Raw genomic sequence first — 24,802 nt, 5'->3', positions numbered from 1 at the left:
CCGTATGCCGCCCGCTCACCCTCGCGTCCCGAACTCACCCAATTGGACGGATCGGCATGGGGACGAACCGTGACGGCGCGCGTCAGCCGCCGATGGCGCTCATCGGCCGGTCGGGCTGGACGAACTCCGGCGTCCCGATGCCGTGCCCCGGCGCCTTGCGCCACATCTCGCCCGTGATGAGGGCGGCAAGCTCAGCGTCGTCGGCACCGTCGCGCATCGGCCCCCGCAGGTCGGTCTCGCGGCGGGAGAACAGGCAGTTGCGGACCTGGCCGTCGGCCGTGAGCCGGGTGCGGTCGCAGGCACCACAGAACGGAGCGGTCACGCTCGCGACGATGCCCACGGTCGCCGGGCCGCCGTCGACGAGGAACCGCTCCGCCGGTGCGCTGCCGCGGTCTGCTGCCGGCAGCGGAGTCAGCGAGAACCGTTCCTCGATCCGGGCGCGGATCTCCTCGGACGGCACCATCTGGGACGCATCCCAGCCGTGCTCGGCGTCGAGCGGCATCTGCTCGATGAACCGCAGCTCGTAGCCGCGCTCGAGACACCACGCGAGGAGGTCGGCGACGGACTCGTCGTTGACGCCGCGCATCGCGACCGCGTTGACCTTGACCGGCGTGAGCCCGGCCTCGGACGCGGCTCGCAGCCCGGCTTCGACGTCGTGCAGCCGGTCACGACGGGTGAGGTCGGCGAACTCCTCACGGTCGACGGTGTCGAGGCTGACGTTGACGCGGTCCAGGCCCGCCGCCGCCAGGGGCGCGGCGAGCCGGTCGAGCCCGATGCCGTTCGTCGTCATGGCGATGCCCGGACGAGGCGTGAGCGCGGCGATGCGTGCCACGACGTCGGTGAGCGACCGGCGGAGCATGGGCTCGCCGCCGGTGAGCCGGACCTGGCGCACCCCGAGCCCGACGAAGATCCCGACGAGCCGGACGAGCTCGTCGTCGGTGAGCATCTCCGGCTTCGCCAGCCACGGCAGCCCCTCGGCCGGCATGCAGTAGCGGCAGCGCAGGTTGCACCGGTCCGTCACCGAGACGCGCAGGTCCCGGGCGATGCGACCCTGGCGGTCGACGAGCCGGGCGGGAGGGGCGGCAGACATGTCTCCAGCCTAGGCGGATACGGTGACGCCCGTGTTGCGCCGTCTCCTCACCCCGAAGTGGCTGGGCGCCTTGGTGCTGGCGGTCATCTGGGCCGTCGCGTGCTACCACCTCGGCCACTGGCAGTACGGCCGGCACGAGTACAAGGTGCAGCGCAACGCCCTCATCGACGCGCACTACCGTGCGACGCCCGTCCCCGTCACCGACGTCCTCTCCGACGAGCCGGTCGACCGGGCCACCGAGGACTGGACGCGCGTCTCGATGTCCGGCACGTATGCCGGTGAGCAGGTCTATGTCCGCAACCGGGCCAACAACAGTGTCTACGGCTACGAGGTCATCGCACCCCTGCGCCTGTCGGACGGACGGACCGTCGTCGTCGACCGCGGATGGGTGGAGAACTCCGCCCGTGGCGCGAACGTCCTCCCCGAAGTCCCGCCCGCACCCGGAGGCACGGTCGACGTCACCGGCTGGGTTCGTCCGCTGGAGAACACCCAGGACAAGAAGCTCCCCGACGGGCAGGTCGCCTCGATCGCGAAGCCCGACGTCGAGGCCGCCTGGGACACGAACGTCCTCGACGGCTACGTCGTCCTCGAGAACGAGCGCACCGCCGACGGCACAACGCCACCACGACCCCAGCCGCTGGAGTACCCCGACCGCAGCCTCGGCCCCAACCAGGCCTATGCCTTCCAGTGGTGGACGAGCATGCCCGTGGGGCTGCTGCTCATCTTCTTCGGCATCCGTCGCGAGCTGCGTGCCGAGGACCCGAACCGTCCCGTGAAGCCGAAGAAGACCCGCATCTGGGACGAAGAGGACTACTGAGCCCGGGCTGTGCTGCCTCGCTCACCTGGCGTCCGGCTCGTCTCGTCGTGGATCCCGTATGCCGTTGCGCACCCGGCGATCCCGTATGCCGTAGCGCACCCGGCGCCGACCACTCACCTTCGCGTCGTGCTCAGCTCGCAGACTGATTGCGCACAGTTCGCATGGCCGATGCGAACTGTGCGCAATCAGTCGGGGCATGGCGCACGGAAACAGCAATCAGTGCCCGGACATGCGCGCTGCCCGCCGGCGCTCGTCAGGGGACGAGCACCGGCGGGCAGGCGCGTGCTGAGCCTTCAGGCTCAGGCGTGGTCACCGCGGCGGCGGGCGACGGCAGCCGCGGCCGCGCCACCACCGAGGACGAGCGCGAGCCCGCCCCCGAGGACCGGCAGCATGCTCGGGCCGTTGTCGTGCTCGACGATGTCGGTCTCGAGCACCGGTCCGCTCGGGTTGCCGCCGGAGCCGCCGTGGTCACCGCCGCCCCCGCCGGGGGTGGTTGGCTTCGGCGTCTCGGTGCCACCGCCACCCGGGGTGGACGGCGTCGGCTTCGGGCTGGACGGGCTCGGCTTGGGGCTGGTCGGGCTCGGCTTCGGCGTCTCCGTCTCGTCGTCGCCGCCACACACGGACGTGTCCTTCTTGTCCAGCGGAGGGGTGGCCTCACCGTTGGTGGGCCAGTTGTTCTCCCAGTTCTGGCCGGGGAAGCTCTTGACCTCACCACCGTTCTCCGCGACGTACTCGAACGGCGGGATGACGTCCCGGTCGCCCTGGTGGGTGTCGTGCCCCTCCTGGAGGATCGAGGCACCGTCGGACGTGACGATGACCCACTTGTCCGGGTTGCCGGTCGCGTGGCAGTACGTGATGTTGGCGTTCGGGTCGGCCTGCGCGGCAGACGCGAGAGCGATGCTCGAGCCCCCGACGAGCGCGAGTGCGAGTGCCCCCCGGGCAGCGCGACGAGTGTGCAGTCGGTTCATGGTGTTCCTCCCTGATTCCCCATGGGGTGCCCGGATTCGGGCACCGAACATCGACTCAAGCGCACACCGTCGAGGTGACTGGGCAGTTCAGGGACAAACCACCACAAAGAACTATGCGGTCATCCTCCGTCGGTCCCGCTCGGGACGGGTTCGGCCATCACATCCGTCACACGCTCCCCGGAGGGCGAGGCGAACTGGGTGCGGTAGAGGTCGGCATACAGGCCGCCGCGGGCCAGCAGCTCGAGGTGCGACCCGCGCTCGACGACCCGACCCCGGTCCAGCACGAGGATGAGGTCGGCGTCGCGCACGGTCGACAGCCGGTGGGCGATGACGATCGACGTGCGGCCCTCCAGGGCCGCGTCCAGCGCGCGCTGCACCGCGACCTCGCTCTCGGAGTCGAGGTGCGCCGTCGCCTCGTCGAGCACGACGAGGCGCGGGCCCTTGAGCAGCAGGCGCGCGATCGCGATCCGCTGCTTCTCTCCCCCGCTGAGCCGGTGGCCGCGGTCCCCGACGACGGTGTCGAGCCCGGCCGGCAGCCGCTGCACGAGGTCCCAGATCCGGGCGGCGCGCAGCGCCGCCTCGAGCTCGGCCTCCGTGGCCGCGGGGGCGGCATACAGCAGGTTCGCGCGGATGGTGTCGTGGAAGAGGTGCGCCTCCTGGCTGACCACGCCAACCGTCTCCCGCAGCGAGTCGAAGGAGACGTCGCGCAGGTCCACCCCGCCCAGCCGCACCACGCCTGACGTCGGGTCGTAGAGGCGCGACACGAGGGAGGTGAGCGTCGTCTTGCCGGCGCCGCTCGGACCGACGAGAGCAACCATCTGGCCGGGCTCGATGTCGACGTCGACGTCCCGGAGGACGACCTCACCGGCCGTCCGGTCGCCGCTGGCTGTGGCCTCGAGGGAGCTGAGGGACACCTCGGACGCCGCCGGGTAGGCGAACCCCACCCCGTCGAGCTCGACCCCCACCGGCCCCTCCGGCACGGGCACGGCGTGCTCGGCCTCGGACACGAGCGGCGGGAGGTCGAGGATCTCGAAGACCCGCTCGAACGAGACGAGCGCCGTCATGACGTCGACCCGCGCGTTCGAGATCGTCGTGAGCGGACCGTAGAGCCGGGCCAGCAGCGCCGTGAGGGCGAGCAGGGTCCCGATGGTGAGCCCGCCCTCGACGGCCATGACACCACCGACCCCGTAGACCAGGGCCGTCGCCAGCGCCGCGACGAGGGTGAGCCCGACGAAGAACACCGACCGGTTCACCGCGATGCGCACGCCGATGTCTCGCACCCGTCGGGCCCGCACGGCGTACTCGGCGTCCTCGGTCACCGGGTTGCCGTAGATCTTCACGAGCAGGGCGCCGGCGACGTTGAACCGCTCCGTCATGCGGGAGCCGAGGTCGGCGTTGAGTCCCATCTGGTCGTGCGCCAGTGCCGCGAGCCGGCCACCCATGGCGCGGGCCGGGATGAGGAAGAGCGGCACGAGCAGGAGGGCGCCGAGGGTGAGCTGCCACGACAGCACGAGCATCGCGCCGATGATGAGGACGAGCGAGACCGCGTTGCTCACGACGCTGGAGAGCACCGACGTGAACGCCTGCTGGGCACCGATGACATCACTGTTGAGGCGGGTCACGAGCGCACCCGTCTGCGCGCGGGTGAAGAAGGCGATGGGCTGGCGCAACACGTGCGAGAAGACCTGGGTGCGCAGGTCGACGATGAGCCCCTCGCCGATCCGTGCGGACAGCCACCGGGACACGAGGGTCACGACGGCCGACACGACCGCGATGAGCGCGACGACGAGCGACAGCCGCACGACGAGGCCCGAGTCCCGCGGCTGAATTCCGTCGTCGATGATCCTCTTCAGCAGCAGCGGCGTGGCCACGACGAGCGCGGCGTCCACGACGACGAGCGCCAGGAAGCCCGCGATGAGACCGCGGTACGGACCGGCATACGACAGCACTCGGCGAGCCGTGCCGGGAGCGAGGTCGCGAGAGCGGACGCTCGAGTCCTTGCTCAGGCTCTGCATCGCCTGCCAGCCGGTCATGCTCATGCGGGTTCTCCTCTCGGGGGCGTGCGAGCATCGTCAGTCCTCAGGTGCACCTGAGGTCAACCCCACGCCGGGGCGGTGGATTCCGCGCCACCCGTCGACGCCTCCGCCCCGCCGTCGACGACTCACGCCAAGGTGACGAGGTCCTTGTAGTCCGGGCCCCAGAGGTCCTCGACGCCGTCGGGCAGCAGCAGGACTCGCTCCGGTTCGAGCGCGTCGACCGCGCCCTCGTCGTGGGTGACGAGCACGACGGCACCCTTGTAGGTGCGCAGGGCCCCGAGGATCTCCGCCCGCGACGCCGGGTCGAGGTTGTTCGTCGGCTCGTCGAGGAGCAGGACGTTCGCCGACGAGACGACGAGCAGCGCGAGCGAGAGCCGGGTCTTCTCCCCACCGGAGAGCACTCCCGCCGGCTTCTCGACGTCGTCGCCGCTGAAGAGGAACGAGCCGAGCACCTTGCGCACCTCGGTCTCGCCGAGGTCGGGGGCGGCGGACTTCATGTTGTCGAGGACGCTGCGGTCGACGTCGAGGTTCTCGTGCTCCTGCGCGTAGTAGCCGATCTTGAGGCCGTGCCCCGGCTCGACCCGGCCCGTGTCGGGCGCGTCGACGCCGGCGAGCATCCGCAGCAGGGTCGTCTTGCCGGCGCCGTTGAGGCCGAGGACGACGACGCGCGAGCCACGGTCGATGGCGAGGTCGACGTCGGTGAAGATCTCGAGCGAGCCGTATGAGCGGGAGAGTCCGCTCGCGCGCAACGGCGTCTTGCCGCTCGGGGCTGGGTCGGGGAAGCGCAGCTTGGCGACCTTGTCGCTGACCCGTTCGCCCTCGACGCCGGAGAGCAGGCGTTCGGCGCGGCGCGCCATGTTCTGTGCCGCAACGGTTTTCGTGGCCTTGGCGCGCATCTTGTCGGCCTGGGCCATGAGTGCAGCGGCCTTCTTCTCGGCGTTGACGCGCTCGCGCTTGCGTCTCCGTTCGTCGGTCTCGCGTTGTTGGAGGTATGCCGTCCAGCCGAGGTTGTAGACGTCGAGCTCGGCCCGGTTGGCGTCGAGGTGGAAGACCTTGTTGACGACTTCACCGAGGAGGTCGACGTCGTGGCTGATGACGATGAGGCCGCCTCGGTAGCCCTTGAGGTGGTCGCGCAGCCAGGAGATGGAGTCGGCGTCGAGGTGGTTCGTCGGCTCGTCGAGGAGGAGGGTCTCGGCGCCGGAGAAGAGGATGCGGGAGAGCTCGATCCGGCGGCGCTGACCACCCGAGAGGGTCTCGAGAGTCTGGTCGAGGTGACGCTCCTCGAGACCCAGCGCAGAGGCGATGGACGCAGCCTCGGACTCCGCGGCATACCCGCCCGCAGCCTGGAACTCGGCGTCGAGGCGCGCGTAACGGCGCATGGCGCGCTCCTGTTTCTCGCCCGTCTCAGCGCCCATGGCCGTCTCGGCGGCACGCAGGTCGCGGACGATGGCGTCGAGGCCGCGGGCGGAGAGGATGCGGTCGCGCGCGGTGACGTGGAGGTCGCCGGTGCGCGGGTCCTGCGGCAGGTAGCCGACCTCACCGGTCGACGTCACGGTGCCCGCGGCCGGCTGCCCCACGCCGGCGAGGACCTTGGTCAGGGTCGTCTTGCCGGCACCGTTGCGCCCGACGAGCCCGATGCGGTCACCCGCTGCGATGCGGAAGGTCGCGTCCTCGACGAGGAGCCGGGAACCTGCGCGCAGCTCGATGCCAGCAGCAGTGAGCACGACAGTCCTTCGGGGCGGGGTGGGTGGAGGGTCGGGCCGGCGGTGCAGGATGGAGCACTCCGCTCACGCATCCGGGCCCGTTCGGCGTTTAGTCTAGGTTGCGCCGTGCTCCGCACGGAAACCTGATTCGCCCGCGCACCCCGGAGGCCATTGATGAGCTTCAACGACGATGTCCAGCTCGACACCTCGCAGGTCGAGTCCGGTGGCAGCGGCGGTGGCCCGGGCGGCATTGCCGTCGGTGGTGGCATCGGCGGCATCATCATGCTCATCATCGCGCTCATCTTCGGCATCGACCCGAGCAGCCTCCCCACCGGCGGTGGGTCCACCTCCCCCGGTTCGACACAGGAGCAGGTCGACGGGACCACCGGCGACGCCGGTGCGCTCGACCGCTGCAAGACGGGCGCGGACGCCAACGCCGACGCCGAGTGCCGCATCGTCGGCACGGTGAACTCGGTGCAGGCCTACTGGGCCCAGGAGCTGCCCCGCTACCAGAAGGAGTGGCAGCCGACCAAGACGGTGATCTACCAGGGCTCGACCCAGTCGCAGTGCGGCACGGCGAGCAACCAGGTCGGCCCGTTCTACTGCCCGCTCGACCAGCGGATCTACCTCGACGCGAGCTTCTTCGACATCCTCCAGCAGCAGTTCGGCTCGGACGGTGGCGCGCTCGCCCAGGAGTACGTCGTCGCCCACGAGTACGGCCATGCTCTCCAGGACCAGCTCGGGCTCCTCGGCCGCGCCCAGCAGGACCCGCAGGGACCGAACAGTGGCGGTGTCCGCATCGAGCTCATGGCCGACTGCCTCGCCGGCGTGTGGGCCAAGAACGCCGCGACGACGAACGGCCCCGGCGGCAAGCCGTTCCTCAAGCCGCTGACCGAGGACGACATCCGCAGCGCCCTCTCGGCCGCCGCAGCCGTCGGTGACGACCGCATCCAGAGCAAGACGCAGGGCCAGGTCAACCCCGAGTCGTGGACCCACGGCAGCGCCGACGCCCGTCAGCGGTGGTTCCTCCAGGGCTACAAGACGAGCGACCTCAACCAGTGCAACACCTTCGGGGTCGACCAGGTCAGCTGAGCTCCTGAGCGACCACGCGGGCGGTCAGTCGGCCGGCGCCTCGGGGTAGGCCTTGTCGAGCTCCTGCAGGAGCCGGTGCGCGGCGAGCTCGACCTTCTTGTGCCGCCACTCCGAGGCGCGGTAGACGCAGGCGATGAGGGCGCTGCGGTGCACGTTCTCGAAGTCGCCGAAGACGAACGCGTAGCGCGCCTTGGTGCCGTCGTTGGCGCCCTGGGTGAGGCCGAGGTGCCACGCGGCGTAGTCCTCCCAGTCATGTTCCTCGAGGAAGGCGTTCTGGGTGTCGGCGTCCGGCTGCACCTGCCCCCAGTCGCTGTCGAGGACGACCTTGCCCTCGGCGATGAGGTCCCGACAGCGGCGGACGCCCTTGCGGTTCACGGAGTAGGAGGCCACGTCTCCATCATGTCCCCGGGCCGTCGTCGATGGTGACCCGCACGGCGCGTGCCCGTCGCAGGACGTCGTCGAGCACCGCGCGCTTGGGGTCGCCGATGTCGTGGAACTCGCGCCGGGGAAGCTCCTCGAGCCGCCGCAGCCGTGGGTCGGTGAGGACGTCCCGCACGAGTGCCCTGTCCCCACCCACGACCAACCCCCACGGGGTGCTCGGGTCTTGACCCGTACTCTGGAACGGCCGAGGCGCGCTCGCCCCCGCTGTTCCAGAGGACGGGTCAAGACCCAACACCCGGGCGGCGTGGTCGGCGACGGCCCGGACGAGCTCGTCCGCCTGGTTCCCCCGTCGCCGCGCGAACCGCTGCTGGGACCAGCCACCGGCCGCCGTGCGCGACTGGACGTGCCGCGTCCCCACCTTGTGCGCGACGAGGGTGGACCCGTCGACGCGCGCGACGGCATACCCACCGCGACGCACGAGCACCACCGCGAGGTGACGCGGCTCGAACGTCTCGACCGACAGGATCCGTTGCGGCCCATCGTGATTGGCGATATCGAAGCGCTCGCGCCACGCGGCATACCGCTCCGGCGCCACGTCGACAACGCGGCCGACGCGGTCCGACCTCACGTCAGATGTTGAAGCCGAGGGCGCGCAGCTGGTCGCGGCCGTCGTCGGTGATCTTGTCCGGACCCCACGGCGGCATCCACACCCAGTTGATCCGGTGCGAGCTGACGAGGCCCTCCAGGGACTGCGCGGTCTGGTCCTCGATGACGTCGGTGAGCGGGCACGCCGCGGACGTGAGCGTCATGTCGATGACGGCGTGGTTCTGGCCGTCGACGGTGATGCCGTAGACGAGGCCGAGGTCGACGACGTTGATGCCGAGCTCGGGGTCGACGACATCCCGCAGGGCCTCCTCGACGTCCGCGACGTTCGACGGGGTGCTGGTGGTCTCGCTCATGCCTGTCCTCCCACGGGGTGGCTCTCGGTCGGGCTGGCCACGCTCGTGTCGCGGCCGCTCTGGTTCAACGCATCCGTGAACGCCATCCATCCGAGGAGGGCGCACTTGACGCGGGCGGGGTACTTCGCGACGCCCGCCAAGGCGACACCGTCGCCGATGACCTCCTCGTCGCCGGGGTCCTCCCCCTTGGACGTGAGCATCGCCTTCATCGCCTCGTAGGTCTCGAGGGCCTCGGACAGCGGATGCCCGATCGTCTCCTCGGCGAGGATCGACGTCGACGCCATCGAGATCGAGCAGCCGAGCGCGTCATAGGACACGTCGCGCACCACAGGGCCGTTGTCCGCTGTGTCTTCAATGTGGACGCGCATCGTCACCTCGTCACCGCACGTCGGGTTGACGTGGTGCACCTCCGCCTCGAAGGGCTCACGCAGGCCGGAGTGCTGCGGGCGCTTGGAGTGCTCGAGGATGAGCTCCTGGTAGAGGTCCATCTCAGCTCGCCTTCGCGGCGGTGTCGACGCCGAAGATCTCGGGGACGCGGTCGAGCGCCGCCAGGAGCGCGTCAACCTCGTCCTCGGTGTTGTATGCCGCGAAGCTGGCTCGCGTCGTCGCCGCCACCTTGAAGCGGCGGTGCAGCGGCCAGGCGCAGTGGTGGCCGACGCGCACGGCGATGCCGGCGTTGTCGAGGACCTGGCCGACGTCGTGGGCGTGGACGCCGTCGACGACGAAGGCCACGGTGCCACCGCGCTCGGTCTCGTCGGTCGGGCCGACGACCTGCACCCAGGGGCGCTGCGCGAGGCCGTCGAGCAGGCGCCGGGTCAGGGCCTTCTCGTGGTCGTGGATGCGGTCGATGCCGAGCTCGTTGATCCAGTCGACGGCGGCAGCGAGACCGATGGCCTGCGCCGTCATCGGCACCCCGGCCTCGAACCGCTGCGGCGGCGGCGCGTAGGTGCTGCCCTCCATGCGGACCGTCTCGATCATCGAGCCACCGGTGAGGAAGGGCGGCATCGCGTCGAGCAGCTCGCCTCGACCCCAGAGGACGCCGATGCCGCTCGGGCCGAACATCTTGTGTCCGGAGAAGGCGATGAAGTCGATCCCGTGGTCCGCGAGCTCGGCCACGTCGACTGCGAGGTGCGGCACCGACTGGCAGGCGTCGATGACGACGAGGGCGCCGACTTCCTTGGCCCGCTTCGCGATCGTCTCGATGGGGTTGATCGTGCCGAGGACGTTGCTCGCGTGGACCACGGCGACAACCTTGGTGCGCTCGGTGACGAGCTCGTCGAGGGTGGTGAGGTCGAGCCGGCCCTCGTCGGAGACGGGGATCCACCGCAGCGTCGCGCCGGTGCGGCGGGCCAGCTCCTGCCACGGCACGAGGTTGGCGTGGTGCTCCATCTCGGTGACGACGACCTCGTCACCCGGGCCGAGCGCGAACCGCTCGCTGCCCGGGATGTCCGGGTGCGGGCTGTTCGAGAACGCGTAGGCGACGAGGTTGAGCGCCTCGGTGGCGTTCTTGGTGAAGACGACGTCCTGCGGGCGGGCGCCGATGAAGTCGGCGATGCGCTCGCGCGCACCCTCGTATGCCGCGGTCGCCTCTTCGGAGAGCGCGTGCGCCCCGCGGTGCGGCGCGGAGTTGAGGCGCTCGTAGAAGTCACGCTCGGCGTCGAGCACCTGGACGGGCTTGTGCGACGTGGCGCCCGAGTCGAGGTAGACCAGCGGCACACCGTCACGCACGGTACGCGTGAGGATCGGGAAGTCGGCCCGGATGCGGGCGACCTCCTCGGCGGTGAACGGCTGTGCGGTCATGGCTCGTGCGACCTCTCGGGTGGGGCGGTCCGGTCCTGAGGGGACGGACCTCAGGCGGTCGGGCTGGTCGTGGCTGGCGTGGCGAAGCGGTCGTAGCCCTCGGCCTCGAGGCGCTCGGCGAGCTCGGGGCCGCCCTGCTCGGCGATCTTGCCGTCGACGAACACGTGGACGAAGTCGGGCTTGATGTAGCGCAGGATGCGCGTGTAGTGGGTGATGAGCAGTACGCCGGCGTCGGTGGCCTCCTTGGCGCGGTTGACGCCCTCGGAGACGACGCGCAGGGCGTCGACGTCGAGGCCGGAGTCGGTCTCGTCGAGGATCGCCATCTTCGGCTTGAGCAGCTCCATCTGGAGGATCTCGTGGCGCTTCTTCTCGCCACCGGAGAAGCCCTCGTTGACGCCGCGGTCGGCGAAGGCGGCGTCCATCCGGAGGTCGCCCATGGCCTGCTTGACGTCCTTGACCCAGGTGCGCAGCTTGGGGGCCTCACCGTCGACCGCGGTCTTGGCGGTGCGCAGGAAGTTGCTCACGGTGACGCCGGGGACCTCGACGGGGTACTGCATCGCGAGGAAGAGGCCGGCGCGGGCGCGCTCGTCGACGCTCATCGAGAGGACGTCCTCGCCGTCGAGGGTGACCGAGCCGCTCGTCACGGTGTACTTCGGGTGCCCGGCGATGGAGTAGGCCAGCGTCGACTTGCCCGAGCCGTTGGGGCCCATGATCGCGTGCGTCTCACCGGAGTTGATGGTGAGCGTGACACCACGCAGGATCTCCTTGGTGCCCTGGTCGGTCTCGACGGTGACGTGGAGGTCCTTGATCTCGAGGACGTGCTTCTCGGGGGTGCTCATGTGCGCTGCTCTCAGTTCTGCTGGGTCTGGTCGGGGGCGGCGAGGGCGACGTAGACGTCGTCACCCTCGACCTTGACGGTGTGGACGGCGATGGGCGCCGTGGCCGGCGGGCCGGACGGGTCGCCGGTGCGGATGTCGAAGCGCGAGCCGTGCAGCCAGCACTCGAGGGTGCAGCCGTCGAGCTCGCCCTCGGAGAGCGAGACGTTGGCGTGGCTGCAGGTGTCGTCGACGGCGTGCACCTCGCCGTCCTCGGTGCGCACGATGGCGACGATGCGACCGTGGATGTCGGCCGCGGCCGCGCCGACGGTGGGGAGCTCGTCGAGTGCGCAGACGCGGACGAACTCGCGGTCGGTGCTCACCTCGCTCATGCGGTCACCTCGAGCGGCTCGACGGGCTGGCCCTCGAGCTCGCGGTCGATGGCCGCCATGAGGTGCTCCTCGATCTCGGGGACGCCGATCCGGCCGACGACCGAGGCGAAGAAGCCGCGCACGACGAGTCGGCGTGCGGTGTCCTCGTCGATGCCGCGGGCCTGGAGGTAGAACAGCTGCTGGTCGTCGAACCGCCCTGTGGCAGAGGCGTGTCCGGCGCCCTCGATCTCTCCGGTCTCGATCTCGAGGTTCGGCACGGAGTCGGCGCGCGCACCGTCGGTGAGGATGAGGTTGCGGTTGAGCTCGTAGGTGTCGGTGCCCTCGGCCGCGGCGCGGATGAGGACGTCGCCGACCCACACGGTGCGGGCGGTCTCGCCCTGGAGGGCGCCCTTGTACTCGACGTTGGAGCGGCAGTGCGGGGCCTCGTGGTCGACGAAGAGCCGGTGCTCCTGGTGCTGGCCGGCGTCCGCGAAGTAGACGCCGAGACCCTCGAACGACCCGCCGGGACCGGCATACGTCGCGTTGGCGTTGAGCCGCACGATGCCGCCACCCAGCGTCACCGCGATGTGGCGGACGGTCGCGTCGCGGCCGACGACGACGTCGTGCTGGCCGAGGTGCAGGCTGTCGTCGGTCCACTCCTGGACGGGGACGACGGTGAGGTTCGCGCCGTCGCCGACGATCGTCGAGAGGACCTCGGAGAACTGCGCCGTCCCGGTGTGCTGGACGACGACTGTCGCCTTGCTGAAGCGCCCCGCGGTGACGACGAGGTGACCGAATGCCGGCTGGGCACCGCCCCCGCGCACCGTGATCCGCACCGGCTCGCTGAGCTCGGCCTCAGCCGGGATGTCGAGGTGCATCGCTCCTCCGGCACCCGCGACCGCCACGACGGCGGCCCGGTCGGCCGGAGCCGGAGCGCCGAGCTCGCGGGCCCGTTCGGTGGTGATCTCGGTGAGCGTCACGCCCGCGGGCAGCTCGCTCTCCCAGGCGATCTCGGATCCGCCGATGGTCTCGGCGCCGGCGCCGATGAGGCTGTGCAGCCGGTCCACGGGGGTGAACCGCCACTCCTCCTCACGGCCGGTCGGGACCGGGAAGTCGGCCACGGCATACGAGGTGGTCCGCTCCGCGCGGGACTGGTCGGGCACGAAGGCCGCGGCGGAGTCGGTGTGTGCACCCGCACTGGGGCGCTGGGGCGTCAGCAGCGACATCAGCCGACTGCTCCTTCCATCTGCAGCTCGATGAGGCGGTTCAGCTCGAGGGCGTACTCCATGGGGAGCTCCTTGGCGATGGGCTCGACGAAGCCGCGCACGATCATCGCCATGGCCTCCTCCTCGGAGAGGCCGCGGGACATGAGGTAGAACATCTGGTCCTCGGACACCTTGGAGACGGTGGCCTCGTGGCCCATCGTCACGTCGTCCTCGCGGATGTCGACGTAGGGGTAGGTGTCGGAGCGGCTGATCGTGTCGACGAGCAGCGCGTCACAGACGACCGACGACTTCGAGCCGTGCGCGCCCTCCATGACCTGGACGAGACCGCGGTAGGAGGTGCGACCGCCGCCGCGCGCCACCGACTTCGACACGATCGTCGAGGAGGTGTTCGGGGCGGCGTGGACCATCTTGGAGCCGGCGTCCTGGTGCTGGCCCTCGCCGGCGAAGGCGATGGACAGCGTCTCGCCCTTGGCGTGCTCGCCCATGAGGAAGACGGCGGGGTACTTCATCGTCACCTTGGAGCCGATGTTGCCGTCGATCCACTCCATCGTCGCGCCCTCGGCGCAGGTCGCGCGCTTGGTGACGAGGTTGTAGACGTTGTTCGACCAGTTCTGGATCGTCGTGTAGCGCACGCGGGCGTTCTTCTTGACGACGATCTCGACGACGGCGGAGTGCAGCGAGTCCGACTGGTAGATCGGCGCGGTGCAGCCCTCGACGTAGTGCACGTAGGAGCCCTCGTCGGCGATGATCAGCGTCCGCTCGAACTGGCCCATGTTCTCGGTGTTGATCCGGAAGTAGGCCTGCAGCGGGATGTCGACGTGGACACCCGGCGGGACGTAGATGAACGACCCACCGGACCAGACGGCCGTGTTGAGCGCGGCGAACTTGTTGTCACCGGCGGGGATCACCGAGGCGAAGTACTCGCGGAAGAGGTCCTCGTGCTCGCGCAGACCGGTGTCGGTGTCGACGAAGATGACACCCTTCTCCTCCAGGTCCTCGCGGATCTGGTGGTAGACGACCTCGGACTCGTACTGCGCGGCGACACCGGCGACGAGGCGCTGCTTCTCGGCCTCGGGGATGCCGAGCTTGTCGTAGGTCGCCTTGATGTCCTCGGGCAGGTCCTCCCACGAGGTGGCCTGCTTCTCGGTGGACTTCACGAAGTACTTGATGTTCTGGAAGTCGATGCCGGTGAGGTCGCTGCCCCACGTCGGCATGGGCTTCTTGTCGAACAGGCGGAGCGACTTCATCCGCAGGTCGGTCATCCACTGCGGTTCGCTCTTGCGCCGCGAGATGTCGAGGACGACGTCCTCGCTGAGGCCGCGGCGGGCCGAGGCACCGGCCGTGTCGCTGTCGGCCCAGCCGTACTCGTAGCGCCCGAGGTCCTTCAGACCCGGGTTCAGCTCCTCGATGGTGCTCATCGTGAAGACCTTTCTGTTGCGCGGTCGGGCAGGGTGGGAGTGGGGACGAACGTCGTGCACACGTGGTCGCCGTGCGCGAGGGTCGCGAGGCGCTGCACGTGGACGCCGAGAAGACGGGAGAACGCCTCTGTTTCAGCGTCACAGAACTGTGGAAATTCCCGTGCGACGTGCTGGACGGGGCAGTGCCCCTGGCACAGCTGTATGCCGGTGAGCCGGCTCGGGTGCCCGTCGTCGCCGACCGGGCGGGCCGAGGCGGCGAAGCCGTCCCGGGTGAGCGCGCCGACGAGGGCGTCGACCCGCGCCTCCGGTGACTCTCCGGCGGAGGCGAGCTCCACGGCATACCGGCTCTCGAGCTCACCGACCCGGGCCTGCGCGAACCGCCGCACGGCGTCGTCACCGAGCTCGGCGGCGACGAACCGCAGGGCGTCACCGGCGAGGTGGTCGTAGTCGGACTCCAGCGCGCCGTGCCCGCCCTCGGCGAGAACGTAGCTGCGCGCCGGGCGCCCGCGACGGCGGCCCTGCGACGGCGCCTCGCGCTCGTCGATGAGGCCGCGCTCGGTGAGCGTCTCGAGGTGGCGGCGGACCGCGGGCACCGTGAGACCGAGCTCGTCGGCCACGGCCGTCGCCGTGATGGGGCCCCGTTCGCTGATCGCCTGCAGGACCCGGTCGCGCGTGCGCGACTCCAGTCCCTGCGACGCCTCACGGGCGCCGGCAGCAGCGGTCGGGATATTCACAACGTCGATGTTACGTAAATGCGTCAGACGTGGAAACGAAGGTGAACCTAACCCTGCCGCTCCTCGGCGCACTCCTGGTCGGGCAGGAAGACCGATGGCATTCGCTCGCGGCGGGGGGCGACCGAGTCGGGCCCGAGGAGGCGCTCGCGCAGCGGGGCGGTGAGCACCCCGAGGGGAGCCTGCAGGACGTAGCCGTAGGCGAGCACGATGCCGGTGAGGCCGGGTGCGAGGACCAGCCCGACGACGACGGCGAGCACCACGGCGCCGGTGGCCAACCACGCCCCGCGGCCGCGCGGTGACAGCAGGGTGCGGAAGGACCGGAACCGGATCGAGGTGACCATGAGCGCCGCCGGGACGAAGCTCAGCACCAGCGGCGCGATGAGCCGCGAGTCGTAGCCCCCCGCCTCGGGCTGCGACAGGGCGAAGATCGTGGCCATGACGACGGCCGCGGCGGCCGGGCTCGGGAGGCCGACGAAGTAGCGCTTGTCCGCGAGCGGGTCGACGGTGACGTTGAACCGGGCGAGCCGGAAGGCCGCGCAGCCGAGCCAGAAGAACGCGGCCAGCCAGGACAGGACGGGATAGCCAGACAGAGCCCAGGTGTGCACGAGGACCGCGGGGGCCAGGCCGAAGGAGATGAGGTCGGCAAGAGAGTCCATCTGCAGCCCGAACGGCGACGTCGCACCGACGAGCCGGGCCACTCCCCCGTCGGCGATGTCCATGACGATGGAGACGGCGATGAGGATCGCGGCGAGGGTGAACTGCCCCCGGAAGGCCAGCAGCACCGACGACAGCCCGCTCATCATGTTGAGGGTGGTGAAGATCGTCGGTGCCGTGACGCGGAGTCGCTCGCGCTTGCTCAGCTGGCGTAGCGAGACGACCTCGGCACCCGTGGGCGAGACGAGCCGCCAACGGTCGAAGGGACGCCGGTCGCGCGACCACCGTCGAGCGGGCGCCCCCGGTTCGCTCATGCAACGCCACCCGGGGACGGCCACCGGGCGATGACGGTCTCGCCCGCGACGACCCGGTCGCCGGCGCTCACGAGGAGGTTCGCCGACGGCGGCACGAAGACGTCCATGCGCGAGCCGAACTTCATCAGCCCGATCCGCTGGCCGGTCGTGAGCTCCTCGCCGCTCTCGACCGTCGTCACGACGCGTCGCGCCATGAGCCCGACGATCTGCCGGAAGTGCACGACCCGCTGCTCGCCGCGCACCTCGCGCTCGATGACGAGGTCGGTGCGCTCGTTGAGGTGCGCGCTTTCGTGCTTGTATGCCGCGAGCCACCGTCCGGGGCGGTAGGTCACCTCGCGCAGCCGGCCACCGTAGGGGGCGCGGTTGATGTGCACGTCGAAGGCGGACAGGAAGATGCTCACCTGCTGCCACTCCCCCTCGGGCGCGACGCCCTCCTGACCGGGGCCGGCATACATGACCTTGCCGTCCGCGGGAGAGAGCACCGTGTCCTCGTCGACCGCCCCCCGGTCCGGGCCGCGCTCGGGGTCGCGGAAGAACAGTGCGACCCCGACTGGCAGGAGACCGAGGACCGCACCCAGGCGGCGGCGACCGGTGACGGCCGCGGCGAGGGCGGGGACGGCGGCCACAACGGTGGCGGGCACCGCCTCGCGGTCGATGCGGACCATGGGACTCCTTCGGTCGACTGCGTCACAGCCTAGGAGGTGCCGCTGGGCGCAGCGGCCGGGACCCGGAAGGGCGGCATCTAGGATGTCGGCCGTGCCAGGAGTCGAGGTCGTCGGTCTGCGCCGCGACATCGGCGGCGTGCGCGCCGTCGACGACGCCAGCTGGAGCGCCGCGCGCGGCGAGGTGACGACCGTCCTCGGCCCGAACGGCGCCGGCAAGACGACGACCATAGAGTGCCTCGAAGGGCTCCAGCCGGTGAGCGCCGGGTCCGTCCGGGTCCTCGGCACCGACCCGTGGCGCGCGTCAGCCGACCACCGCGCCCGCGTCGGCGTCATGCTCCAGGACGGCGGGCTGCCGGTGACGACGACCCCGCAGCGGCTGCTGCGCCACCTCGCGTCGTTGTATGCCGTCCCGGCCGACCTCGCGGAGCTCACCGCCCGCCTCGACCTCGGCCGAGTTGCGAACCGGTCGATCCGGAGGCTCTCCGGTGGCGAGCGCCAGCGGGTCGCCCTCGCGGCAGCCCTCGTCGGACGGCCCGAGGTGGCCTTCCTCGACGAACCAACCGCCGGGCTGGACCCGCATGCCCGCCTCGAGGTGTGGGACCTCGTGCGCGAGTGCGCCCGCGACGCCGCCGTCGTCGTGACGACCCACTCCTTCGAGGAGGCCGAGCGGATCGCCGACACCGTCGTCATCATGGCGCGCGGCCGCGTCGTGGCCCGAGGGACGCTCGACGAGGTCCGCGCGGGTGGCTCGCTCGAGGACCGCTACTTCGCCCTGACCTCGGGGAGCCGCTCGTGAGCACCGCGCCCCCACCCGCACGCTCTGCCGGTTCACCCGGCGGACCGCCCGCCGCCGCGCAGCCGCTGCAGCGCTGGCTGGCGCAGACCCGATTCGAGACCGCGACGATCCTGCGTCACGGCGAGCAGCTGCTCGTCGCCCTCGTCCTGCCCGCGCTCGCGCTCGTCGTCCTCGCCCGGACCGACGTGCCCGACCTCGGGCCGGGCGACCGGGTCGACCTCGCGACCGCAGGGGTGTTCGCGCTCGCGGTCGTGTCGACGGCGTTCACCGGCCAGGCCATCGCGACGGGATTCGACCGCCGACATGGGGTACTGCGCCTGCTCGGGGCGACGCCACTCGGCCGGGGCGGACTGCTGCTCGGCAAGCTCGGCGCCGTGGGGATCGTCCTCGTCGTGCAGCTCCTCGTCCTCGGGGCGGTCGCGGCCCTGCTGGGATGGCGCCCGCCCCTGTCCGGGTTGCTGCCCGGGGCCGTCACCGTCGTCCTCGGCGCCGCAGCGTTCCTCTCGCTCGCCATGGTGCTCGCGGGAACCGTGCGCGCCGAGGCGGTGCTCGCCCTCGCCAACCTCGCCTGGGTCCTGCTCCTCGGGCTTGGCATCCTCGTGCCGACCGACCGGCTGCCCGGAGCCGCCGCGGCCGTGGCCCGCGTCCTGCCCTCGGGCGCCCTCGGCGACGGGATGCGCGCAGCGCTCGTCGCCGGCGACTGGCCACTGGGCCCATGGCTCGTCCTCATGGCCTGGGCCGTCGTCGGCGGGCTCGCCGCCGCCCGCTGGTTTCGCTGGTCCGACTGACCGCGAGGTCCGGGGTGGAACCTCCCGCTGTACCCGAGAAGCCTTGTCGGGTGCAGCGGCACATTATCGGGTCACCCGATAATCCTGAGACGGGTGAGGTTGGGGATCAGCGGTCGACGACCCAGGTCGGGTTCGCCGTGCGCTCACCGGAGAGATAGCGGACCGTCACCGGCTTGCCCTTGCCGCGGGTCGGCGTCGTCGCGGAGTAGTCCTTCGCGGCATACAACCACCACATGTGGCCGACCGCGTCCGCGCCCCGGTCGAGCGCGGTGGGGTCGATGTTCGCAGTCGTGTCGCAGGCCCGGTGGTAGCACGGGTCGAAGGCCCGACCGGCGGTGCCGCCCCACTTCTGCGCCTGGGCGCTCGACTTGAGGCCCTCCGCACCGCTGAAGATGCCGGCCGTCGGGATGCCGTAGGACCGGAACGCGGCGTGGTCGCTGCGACCCTGGACGTCGATGTACTCCCACGGGATCCCGCGGGAGTCGTAGTACGCGGTCAGCTCGTCCCGGGCGCCGTTGCCCGCCGGGTTGTCGTTGTAGACGAAGTAGCCCGGGTTGACCGAGCCGATCATGTCGTAGTTGAGGTAGACCCGGATCTTGTCCTTCTCGGTCGTCGACAGGCTTGCGGCGTACGCCTTGGAACCGACGAGACCGAGCTCCTCCGCGCCCCAGAACCCCACGCGCAGGCGGTTCTTCGGCGTCTGGCCGCTCGCGGCATACGCCAGCGCGGTCTCGAGGACCGCGGCGGTGCCGGAGCCGTTGTCGTTGATGCCGGGACCCCCGGTGATGCTGTCGAGGTGGGCGCCCATCATGACGACGTTCGTCGGGTCACCCCCGGGCCACTCGGCGATGAGGTTGTAGCTCGTGCCGGACCAGGTGCTGAAGGACTGGACGCTCGTCGTGTAGCCCGCCGCGTCGAGCTTGCCCTTCACGTAGTCGAGTGACGCGGTGTAGCCCGGACGTCCGGTGCCACGGTTGCCGCCGTTGGCGTCGGCGATCGCCTGGAGCCGGGTGAGGTGGCCCTGCACGTTCGCCACGGAGATGTCCGGGCCCGCGGCCGTGCTCCCCGACTCGAGGGAGCGGGCCGAGCTCGGTGCCGCCGTCGCCGTGGCGGCCACCAGGGCGGCGAGGGCGGGGAGGGCGAGGAGCCGGGTGCCTCGGGGTGCGCGGTACATGAGTTCTCCTGTGCTGCGGGTCCGGGTCGATGGGCGTCGTCCCCGGCGCCGGACAGGACCTGTCCACGAGGGATGACGTGTCACGAGACAACCGCTGCGCCGTCGGGCCGGTCAACGAAACTGACCGAACCTTTGCCGAAGCCGAACCGACCCGCGCCGCTCGCGCGTCACGGCGTCAAGGCCTGGTCAAGAGTTGGTCAACGTGACGAATGACGTCTTTGCCCGCAGAAGCCGCGGCAGGGCCCGGGCGAAGCCTTCGGCGGTCGCGCCACCGGGACGGTTCATGTGCGCGATGACGATGTCGCCGCTGCCGACCCCACCCAGGGTGCGAGCGACCTGGGACGCCGAGGCCGTCGCGCCGAGGTCGGCGTTGACCGTGAAGCCGGCGAGCGGCTGACCGAGCCGCTCGGCCACCCGGGCGGCGACGTCGTCGGCGTGGGCGGTGCCCGACCGGAACCAGCGCGGCCGCTCCCCCACGTGCTCGAGGAACCAGTCGTCCGCGGCGCGAACCTCGTCGACGACCTCGCCGACGCTCCCGGTCCCGCGGATGCCGTATGCCGTCCGCGGCCTCACCGTGAGCGGACAGTGCCGCTTGCCGTGGTTCGCCAGCTCGAAGAGCGGGTCGGCGGCGAGCTCCTGTGCCACAGCGGGATTCGCGTCGATCCAGCGCACGTTGAGGAAGAGTGTTGCCGGCACCTCGTGACGTCGCAGCAGGTCGAGGAGGTCGTGGTCGACCCCGCTGCCGCCACCGGGTCCCCCGCAGGCGTCGAGGGTGAGGGCGACCTCGCCGTCGCGGGTGCGGGTGCGGATCCCGGGCACCTCGAGACCGAAGCTCGTCGGGCTTTGACCCGCGAACTCCGCGACGAGGTCGGCTCGCGTCGGTCCGGCCCCGGGTGTCGGAGAGCGCCTCGACGACGGCGAGGTCCTCGGCGTCGGGGTCGGTGACGGCGATGGGGTCGGCGTCACGCTCGGCGGGCCGGCGGATGCACGGGAGGCGCCGGGCGCGGTTCGGGGTGCCGCGCAGCCACCGACGGCCAGCGCGCCGAGGAGGACGACGTCGCGCCGTCGCCACCGTGCCGTCATGGTCTCCCCTGCCCCTGCCGCGCCCTCCCCTGCCGACGGCGCTCCTACGGTGCCCACCCATGAGCACTGCAGCAGCCTCCCATACCCTGCGGGGGTGAACGTGCCGACTCCGCCGATCCACCGGGCCATCCTGCTCGCCAACCTCGTCTGCCAGGTCGGCATCATCGTCAGCGGCGGCCTCGTCCGGCTCACCGGCAGCGGCCTCGGCTGCCCGTCGTGGCCCCAGTGCGTCCCCGGCTCCTACGTCCCGGTTCGCGAGCAGGCCGAGGGGTTCCACAAGTACATCGAGTTCGGGAACCGCACTCTCACAGGGCTGCTCGGCCTGGTCGCCATCCTCACGGTCTTCGCCGTCTGGCGCTGGACACCGTGGCGCCGGCTCAAGATCGCCGCCGTCACGGTGCTCCTCGGCGTCGTGCTCCAAGCCGTCCTCGGCGGGATCACGGTCCTCACCGAGCTGCACCCGGTCACGGTGGCCACGCACTTCCTCGTGTCGGCAGCGCTCGTCGCGACCGCGGCATACCTGTGGTTCGCCCGGGACGAAGGCCCCGGTGAGCCGACAACGCTCGTCCCCGACCTCGTCCGACGGATCGCCTGGCTCACCTGCGCGGTGGGCGCTGTCGTCCTGACGCTCGGCACCGTCGTCACCGGCTCGGGCCCGCACTCCGGCGACGCCGAGGCACCCGCGCGCTTCGGGTTCGACCCACGGACCATCTCCTGGCTGCACGCCGACGCCGTCATGCTCTTCATCGGGCTGGTCGTCGCGGTGTGGCTGGCCACCCGGCTCTCGAGCGCGCCGCCGTCGGTGAGCTCGGCCTGGCGGGTCGTCCTGCTCGTGACACTGGCCCAGGGTCTCGTCGGCTACGTCCAGTACGTCACGAAGCTGCCCGCGGTGCTTGTGCTCACCCACATGTTCGGGGCCGCTGCGCTCGTCGTCGCCCTCACCCACGGCATGGTCCGGCTCCGCGAGATCAGGACAGTTACACAAGACTAGTTGTACAACTGTTCTTGTGGGTTTATGGTCCTCACCATGACTCCCACTGAACGCACTCCCGAGTCAGCCCCACCGGGACCCACGAACCCCGGCGGCGTCCGGACCCTCACCGAGGCCAAGGCCCTGTCCGCCCTCGCCCACCCCGTGCGGTCGCGGATCATGGACGCCCTCAAGGTCGACGGCCCCTCGACCGCGTCCACCCTCGCGACCCGCATCGCGCAGAACGTCGGCAACGTCAGCCACCACCTCAAGGTCCTCGCCGAAGGCGGCCTCGTCGTCGAGGCACCCGAGCTCGCCAAGGACCGCCGGGAGCGCTGGTGGCGGCTCGCCAACGCCGGGACCCGGTGGACCCGGGCGGACTTCGCCGACGACGCCGCTGCCGTCGCCGCGGCCCAAGCCGCCGAGGCCCTCGCCCTGCACCGGCAGATCGCGCGGGTGCACGAGTGGATGGCCCGCTCCGAGGAGGACCCGGCCTGGGACGACGCCGCCTTCGCGACGCAGAACTGGCTCCGGCTCAGCCAGGACGAGCTGCGCGAGCTCTCCGAGGAGATCGTCGAGGTGCTCATGCGGTGGGGCTCGCGCGAGATCCCCGACGACGGCGCCGAGCGCGAGTCCGTCCTCGTCTTCTCCCGTGGCTTCCCGAGCAAGCCCTGACTCATGACGACCCCGTCCATGACGACGATCCCCTCGCCCGCGCCGATCCGCGCCAACCGCAACTTCCGCCTGCTCTGGGCCGGAGAGGCCGTGAGCGTGCTGGGCTCGACGACCACGTCGATCGTCTTCCCGCTCATCGCCGTCACCCAGTTCCACGCCGGACCGACCGCCATGGGCCTGCTTGCCGGCGCCATCTGGCTGCCCTGGCTGCTCATCGGCCTCGTCGCCGGCGCCTGGGTCGACCGCGCGGACCCGCGCCGCGTCATGATGCGCGCCGACGTCGTCTCGGCGGTCGGCGTCGCGAGCATCCCGGTCGCCTGGGCCCTCGGTGTGCTGACCCTCGCCCACGTCATCGCCTCCGCGCTGCTGCTCGGCTTCGCCAACGTCTTCTTCCGCACCGGCTACACGACGTTCGTCCCCCGCGTCGTCGGCCGTGACGACCTCGAGCAGGCCAACGCCCGCATCTACGGCACGGAGTCGGCGATGCAGGTGGCCGGGCCCGGCGTCGGCGGCGTCCTCGTCCAGGTCGTCGGTGCCGCGTATGCCGTCGTGCTCGACGTGCTGACCTTCGCCGTGTCGTGGGTGTGCCTGGCCCGCATGCGCACCGAGGAGCTGCTCGCCCCACCCGAGCGTCCGGAGAGGCGCGCACTGCGCGCGGAGGTCGCGGACGGCATACGCATCGTCTCTCGCGACCGCTTCCTGCGGTTCTTCATGCTCCAGGGGGCGCTCGGCAACTTCGCGATCACCGGGTATGCCGCGCTGCTCGTCCTCTTCCTCGTGCGCGACCTCGCGATGGAGCCTTCCCAGGTCGGACTGCTCATGGGGCTGGGCTTCAGCGGCGGCCTCGTCGGGGCGGCGCTGGCCCAGCGCACCTCGCGGTGGCTCGGCGACGCGGGCGCCCTGCGCTGGCTGCAGGTCCTCGGCGGCCCGCCGGCACTGCTCATCGGCCTCGCCTTCCCCGGAGCCGGCATCGCGCTCGTGCCGCTCGGGATGTTCCTCGTCGGCGCGGGCGTCGTCGGGGCCAACGTCGTGCGGGCCGCGTTCCGGGCGCGCTACACCCCGGCCGAGGTCATGGGCCGGACCTCGTCGACGATGGCCGTCCTCAACTTCGGGACGATGCCGCTCGCCGGTGTCGTCGCCGGCGCGCTCGGCGGGATCGTCGGGGTGCGCGAGACGATCCTGCTCATGGGCGCGCTCAACGCGCTCGCGTGCCTCTCGGTCTTCGTCGGGCCGTACCGCAGCGGGCGGGACCTGCCGGCTCAGCCGATGGAGATGTGGACCAGCGGGTCGATGGCGACCGCGAGGAAGAGCAACGTCACATAGGTGATGGAGAAGTGGAACAGCCGCATCGGCTTGAGCACCGTGCTCGCCGCGCCCTGCTTCGCGAGGCGCAGCAGCCGGTGCGCCTCGCCGATGAAGACGACGCCGCTCACGACCGCCGCGACGAGGTAGACCCAGCCCATGTCCGCGACCGGCACCAGCGCGAGCGAGACCGCGACCATGACCCAGCTGTAGGCGACGATCTGGCGCGCGACGGCGACAGCCCCTCGCTCGACGGGGAGCATCGGCACCTCGGCGCTCGCGTAGTCGTCCTTGAACGCCATCGACAGCGGCCAGTAGTGCGGCGGCGTCCAGAAGAAGATGACGAGGAAGAGGATGACCGCCGGCCACTGCACCGTGCCGGTCACGGCGGACCAGCCGATGAGGGTCGGCATGCAGCCGGCGACGCCGCCCCAGACGATGTTCTGCGGGGTGCGGCGCTTGAGCACCATCGTGTAGAGGACGGCATACAGCGCGACCGCCGCGAGCGACAGCACCGCCGACATCGCGTTGACGAAGACGAGGAACCAGACCGTCGAGACGACGGTGAGCGCGGCTCCGAAGAGCAGCCCGGCACGGGGCGTGATCTCGCCGGTGACCATCGGCCGGTTCCGGGTCCGTGCCATGACCGCGTCGATGTCCCGGTCGTAGACGCTGTTGAACGTGTTGGCGCCGCCCGCGCTGAGGGTCCCGCCGATGAGCGTGGCGACGACGAGCCACAGGTCGGGCACACCGCGCTGGGCCAGGAACATCACGGGAACCGTTGTCACGAGCAGCAGTTCGATGATGCGCGGTTTCGTCAGCGCAACGTAGCTGCCGACCGTCCGACGCCAGGTGGGCGCAGGGCGCGCCGACGGGGCGGTCGTGATGGGGGCGGTGGCCACGGTGTCCTTCGGGATGCGCGGGAGGAGTGGGTTCACGCCGAGTCTAACGGCTGGGACGTGCGCACTTCC

Annotated in this window: 26 protein-coding genes; 7 read left to right on the top strand and 19 right to left on the bottom strand. The window is 71.0% G+C overall.

Annotated elements, in window-relative coordinates:
• Positions 1–82: 82 nt before the first annotated feature.
• Positions 83–1,090 (bottom strand): GTP 3',8-cyclase MoaA, encoded by a 1,008-nt coding sequence (moaA, locus tag BCF74_RS04990; RefSeq protein ID WP_106296848.1) that lies wholly within the window; start codon positions 1,088–1,090, stop codon positions 83–85.
• A 31-nt stretch (positions 1,091–1,121) separates the two neighbouring features.
• On the opposite strand from moaA, the gene BCF74_RS04985 reads away from it, so the two are divergent.
• A complete protein-coding gene (locus tag BCF74_RS04985) occupies positions 1,122–1,907 on the top strand; it encodes an SURF1 family cytochrome oxidase biogenesis protein (RefSeq protein ID WP_245889217.1) in 786 nt (261 codons plus the stop codon).
• Between the two features lie 299 nt (positions 1,908–2,206).
• Here the strand turns inward: BCF74_RS04985 and BCF74_RS04980 are convergent, their stop codons facing one another.
• The 3 genes from BCF74_RS04980 to BCF74_RS04970 form a co-directional block, all read right to left on the bottom strand.
• A complete protein-coding gene (locus BCF74_RS04980; RefSeq protein WP_106296847.1) occupies positions 2,207–2,875 on the bottom strand; it encodes a hypothetical protein in 669 nt (222 codons plus the stop codon).
• Between the two features lie 119 nt (positions 2,876–2,994).
• On the bottom strand, positions 2,995–4,914 hold the full coding sequence (locus tag BCF74_RS04975) for an ABC transporter ATP-binding protein (RefSeq protein ID WP_106296846.1): 1,920 nt from the start codon (positions 4,912–4,914) through the stop codon (positions 2,995–2,997).
• A 122-nt stretch (positions 4,915–5,036) separates the two neighbouring features.
• Positions 5,037–6,635, bottom strand: a complete 1,599-nt coding sequence (locus tag BCF74_RS04970; protein ID WP_106296845.1) for an ABC-F family ATP-binding cassette domain-containing protein — start codon at positions 6,633–6,635, stop codon at positions 5,037–5,039.
• A gap of 153 nt (positions 6,636–6,788) precedes the next feature.
• Here BCF74_RS04970 and ypfJ point away from each other — a divergent pair, with 153 nt between their 5' ends.
• Positions 6,789–7,706, top strand: coding sequence for a KPN_02809 family neutral zinc metallopeptidase (gene ypfJ, locus BCF74_RS04965; protein ID WP_106296844.1), 918 nt, complete (start codon positions 6,789–6,791; stop codon positions 7,704–7,706).
• Between the two features lie 24 nt (positions 7,707–7,730).
• Here ypfJ and BCF74_RS04960 read toward each other — a convergent pair whose 3' ends face one another.
• The 12 genes from BCF74_RS04960 to BCF74_RS04905 are packed head-to-tail and all read right to left on the bottom strand — an operon-like array spanning position 7,731 to position 17,043.
• Positions 7,731–8,096: a hypothetical protein gene (locus BCF74_RS04960; RefSeq protein ID WP_106296843.1), complete on the bottom strand. Its 366-nt coding sequence runs from the start codon at positions 8,094–8,096 to the stop codon at positions 7,731–7,733.
• Between the two features lie 7 nt (positions 8,097–8,103).
• Positions 8,104–8,715, bottom strand: coding sequence for a Vms1/Ankzf1 family peptidyl-tRNA hydrolase (locus BCF74_RS04955; protein ID WP_106296842.1), 612 nt, complete (start codon positions 8,713–8,715; stop codon positions 8,104–8,106).
• Position 8,716: 1 nt separating this feature from the next.
• Complete coding sequence (locus tag BCF74_RS04950; protein ID WP_106296841.1) at positions 8,717–9,046, bottom strand: metal-sulfur cluster assembly factor; 330 nt, start codon at positions 9,044–9,046, stop codon at positions 8,717–8,719.
• Complete coding sequence (sufU, locus tag BCF74_RS04945) at positions 9,043–9,534, bottom strand: Fe-S cluster assembly sulfur transfer protein SufU (RefSeq protein ID WP_106296840.1); 492 nt, start codon at positions 9,532–9,534, stop codon at positions 9,043–9,045. Before sufU ends, BCF74_RS04950 begins: the two co-directional genes overlap by 4 nt.
• 1 nt (position 9,535) lies before the next feature.
• Positions 9,536–10,846 (bottom strand): cysteine desulfurase, encoded by a 1,311-nt coding sequence (locus BCF74_RS04940; RefSeq protein ID WP_106296839.1) that lies wholly within the window; start codon positions 10,844–10,846, stop codon positions 9,536–9,538.
• Between the two features lie 50 nt (positions 10,847–10,896).
• Positions 10,897–11,685 (bottom strand): Fe-S cluster assembly ATPase SufC, encoded by a 789-nt coding sequence (gene sufC / locus BCF74_RS04935; protein ID WP_106296838.1) that lies wholly within the window; start codon positions 11,683–11,685, stop codon positions 10,897–10,899.
• Between the two features lie 11 nt (positions 11,686–11,696).
• Positions 11,697–12,053, bottom strand: a complete 357-nt coding sequence (locus tag BCF74_RS04930; protein WP_106296837.1) for a non-heme iron oxygenase ferredoxin subunit — start codon at positions 12,051–12,053, stop codon at positions 11,697–11,699.
• Positions 12,050–13,258: a Fe-S cluster assembly protein SufD gene (gene sufD / locus BCF74_RS04925; RefSeq protein ID WP_106296836.1), complete on the bottom strand. Its 1,209-nt coding sequence runs from the start codon at positions 13,256–13,258 to the stop codon at positions 12,050–12,052. The genes BCF74_RS04930 and sufD overlap by 4 nt, the downstream gene beginning before the upstream one ends.
• A complete protein-coding gene (gene sufB, locus BCF74_RS04920; RefSeq protein WP_106296835.1) occupies positions 13,258–14,676 on the bottom strand; it encodes a Fe-S cluster assembly protein SufB in 1,419 nt (472 codons plus the stop codon). Before sufB ends, sufD begins: the two co-directional genes overlap by 1 nt.
• Entirely contained in the window at positions 14,673–15,410 is a 738-nt protein-coding gene (locus BCF74_RS04915; RefSeq protein WP_245889216.1) for a helix-turn-helix transcriptional regulator, read from the bottom strand. The genes sufB and BCF74_RS04915 overlap by 4 nt, the downstream gene beginning before the upstream one ends.
• 47 nt (positions 15,411–15,457) lie before the next feature.
• Positions 15,458–16,378 carry a CDP-diacylglycerol--serine O-phosphatidyltransferase gene (gene pssA / locus BCF74_RS04910; RefSeq protein WP_106296834.1) on the bottom strand — a complete coding sequence of 307 codons (921 nt, stop codon included), beginning with the start codon at positions 16,376–16,378 and terminating at the stop codon, positions 15,458–15,460.
• Positions 16,375–17,043, bottom strand: a complete 669-nt coding sequence (locus tag BCF74_RS04905) for a phosphatidylserine decarboxylase (protein WP_106296833.1) — start codon at positions 17,041–17,043, stop codon at positions 16,375–16,377. Before BCF74_RS04905 ends, pssA begins: the two co-directional genes overlap by 4 nt.
• 82 nt (positions 17,044–17,125) lie before the next feature.
• On the opposite strand from BCF74_RS04905, the gene BCF74_RS04900 reads away from it, so the two are divergent.
• Together BCF74_RS04900 and BCF74_RS04895 are read left to right on the top strand one after the other, a co-directional pair.
• Entirely contained in the window at positions 17,126–17,839 is a 714-nt protein-coding gene (locus BCF74_RS04900) for an ABC transporter ATP-binding protein (protein ID WP_106296832.1), read from the top strand.
• Positions 17,836–18,627 carry an ABC transporter permease gene (locus tag BCF74_RS04895; protein ID WP_106296831.1) on the top strand — a complete coding sequence of 264 codons (792 nt, stop codon included), beginning with the start codon at positions 17,836–17,838 and terminating at the stop codon, positions 18,625–18,627. The genes BCF74_RS04900 and BCF74_RS04895 overlap by 4 nt, the downstream gene beginning before the upstream one ends.
• Before the next feature lie 106 nt (positions 18,628–18,733).
• Here BCF74_RS04895 and BCF74_RS04890 read toward each other — a convergent pair whose 3' ends face one another.
• Both BCF74_RS04890 and BCF74_RS04885 read right to left on the bottom strand, forming a co-directional pair.
• A complete protein-coding gene (locus BCF74_RS04890) occupies positions 18,734–19,801 on the bottom strand; it encodes a M28 family metallopeptidase (protein ID WP_106296830.1) in 1,068 nt (355 codons plus the stop codon).
• Between the two features lie 186 nt (positions 19,802–19,987).
• Complete coding sequence (locus BCF74_RS04885) at positions 19,988–20,884, bottom strand: polysaccharide deacetylase family protein (protein WP_170070134.1); 897 nt, start codon at positions 20,882–20,884, stop codon at positions 19,988–19,990.
• A gap of 94 nt (positions 20,885–20,978) precedes the next feature.
• Here BCF74_RS04885 and BCF74_RS04880 point away from each other — a divergent pair, with 94 nt between their 5' ends.
• The 3 genes from BCF74_RS04880 to BCF74_RS04870 are packed head-to-tail and all read left to right on the top strand — an operon-like array spanning position 20,979 to position 23,852.
• On the top strand, positions 20,979–21,875 hold the full coding sequence (locus BCF74_RS04880; protein ID WP_245889215.1) for a COX15/CtaA family protein: 897 nt from the start codon (positions 20,979–20,981) through the stop codon (positions 21,873–21,875).
• 36 nt (positions 21,876–21,911) lie between these two features.
• On the top strand, positions 21,912–22,529 hold the full coding sequence (locus BCF74_RS04875; RefSeq protein WP_106296866.1) for an ArsR/SmtB family transcription factor: 618 nt from the start codon (positions 21,912–21,914) through the stop codon (positions 22,527–22,529).
• Between the two features lie 18 nt (positions 22,530–22,547).
• Positions 22,548–23,852, top strand: a complete 1,305-nt coding sequence (locus BCF74_RS04870) for an MFS transporter (RefSeq protein WP_170070133.1) — start codon at positions 22,548–22,550, stop codon at positions 23,850–23,852.
• Here the strand turns inward: BCF74_RS04870 and BCF74_RS04865 are convergent.
• The gene (locus BCF74_RS04865; protein WP_425432801.1) at positions 23,789–24,769 is read right to left on the bottom strand and encodes a heme o synthase; all 981 of its coding nucleotides are present in this window, start codon (positions 24,767–24,769) and stop codon (positions 23,789–23,791) included. The genes BCF74_RS04870 and BCF74_RS04865 overlap by 64 nt on opposite strands.
• Positions 24,770–24,802: the final 33 nt, after the last annotated feature.

The sequence above is a fragment of the Knoellia remsis genome, assembly GCF_003002895.1.
GTDB classification, from domain to species: Bacteria; Actinomycetota; Actinomycetes; order Actinomycetales; family Dermatophilaceae; genus Knoellia; species Knoellia remsis.
The sequence above is the reverse complement of the archived record's forward strand: the minus strand, read 5'-3'. Positions and strand labels throughout refer to the sequence as shown.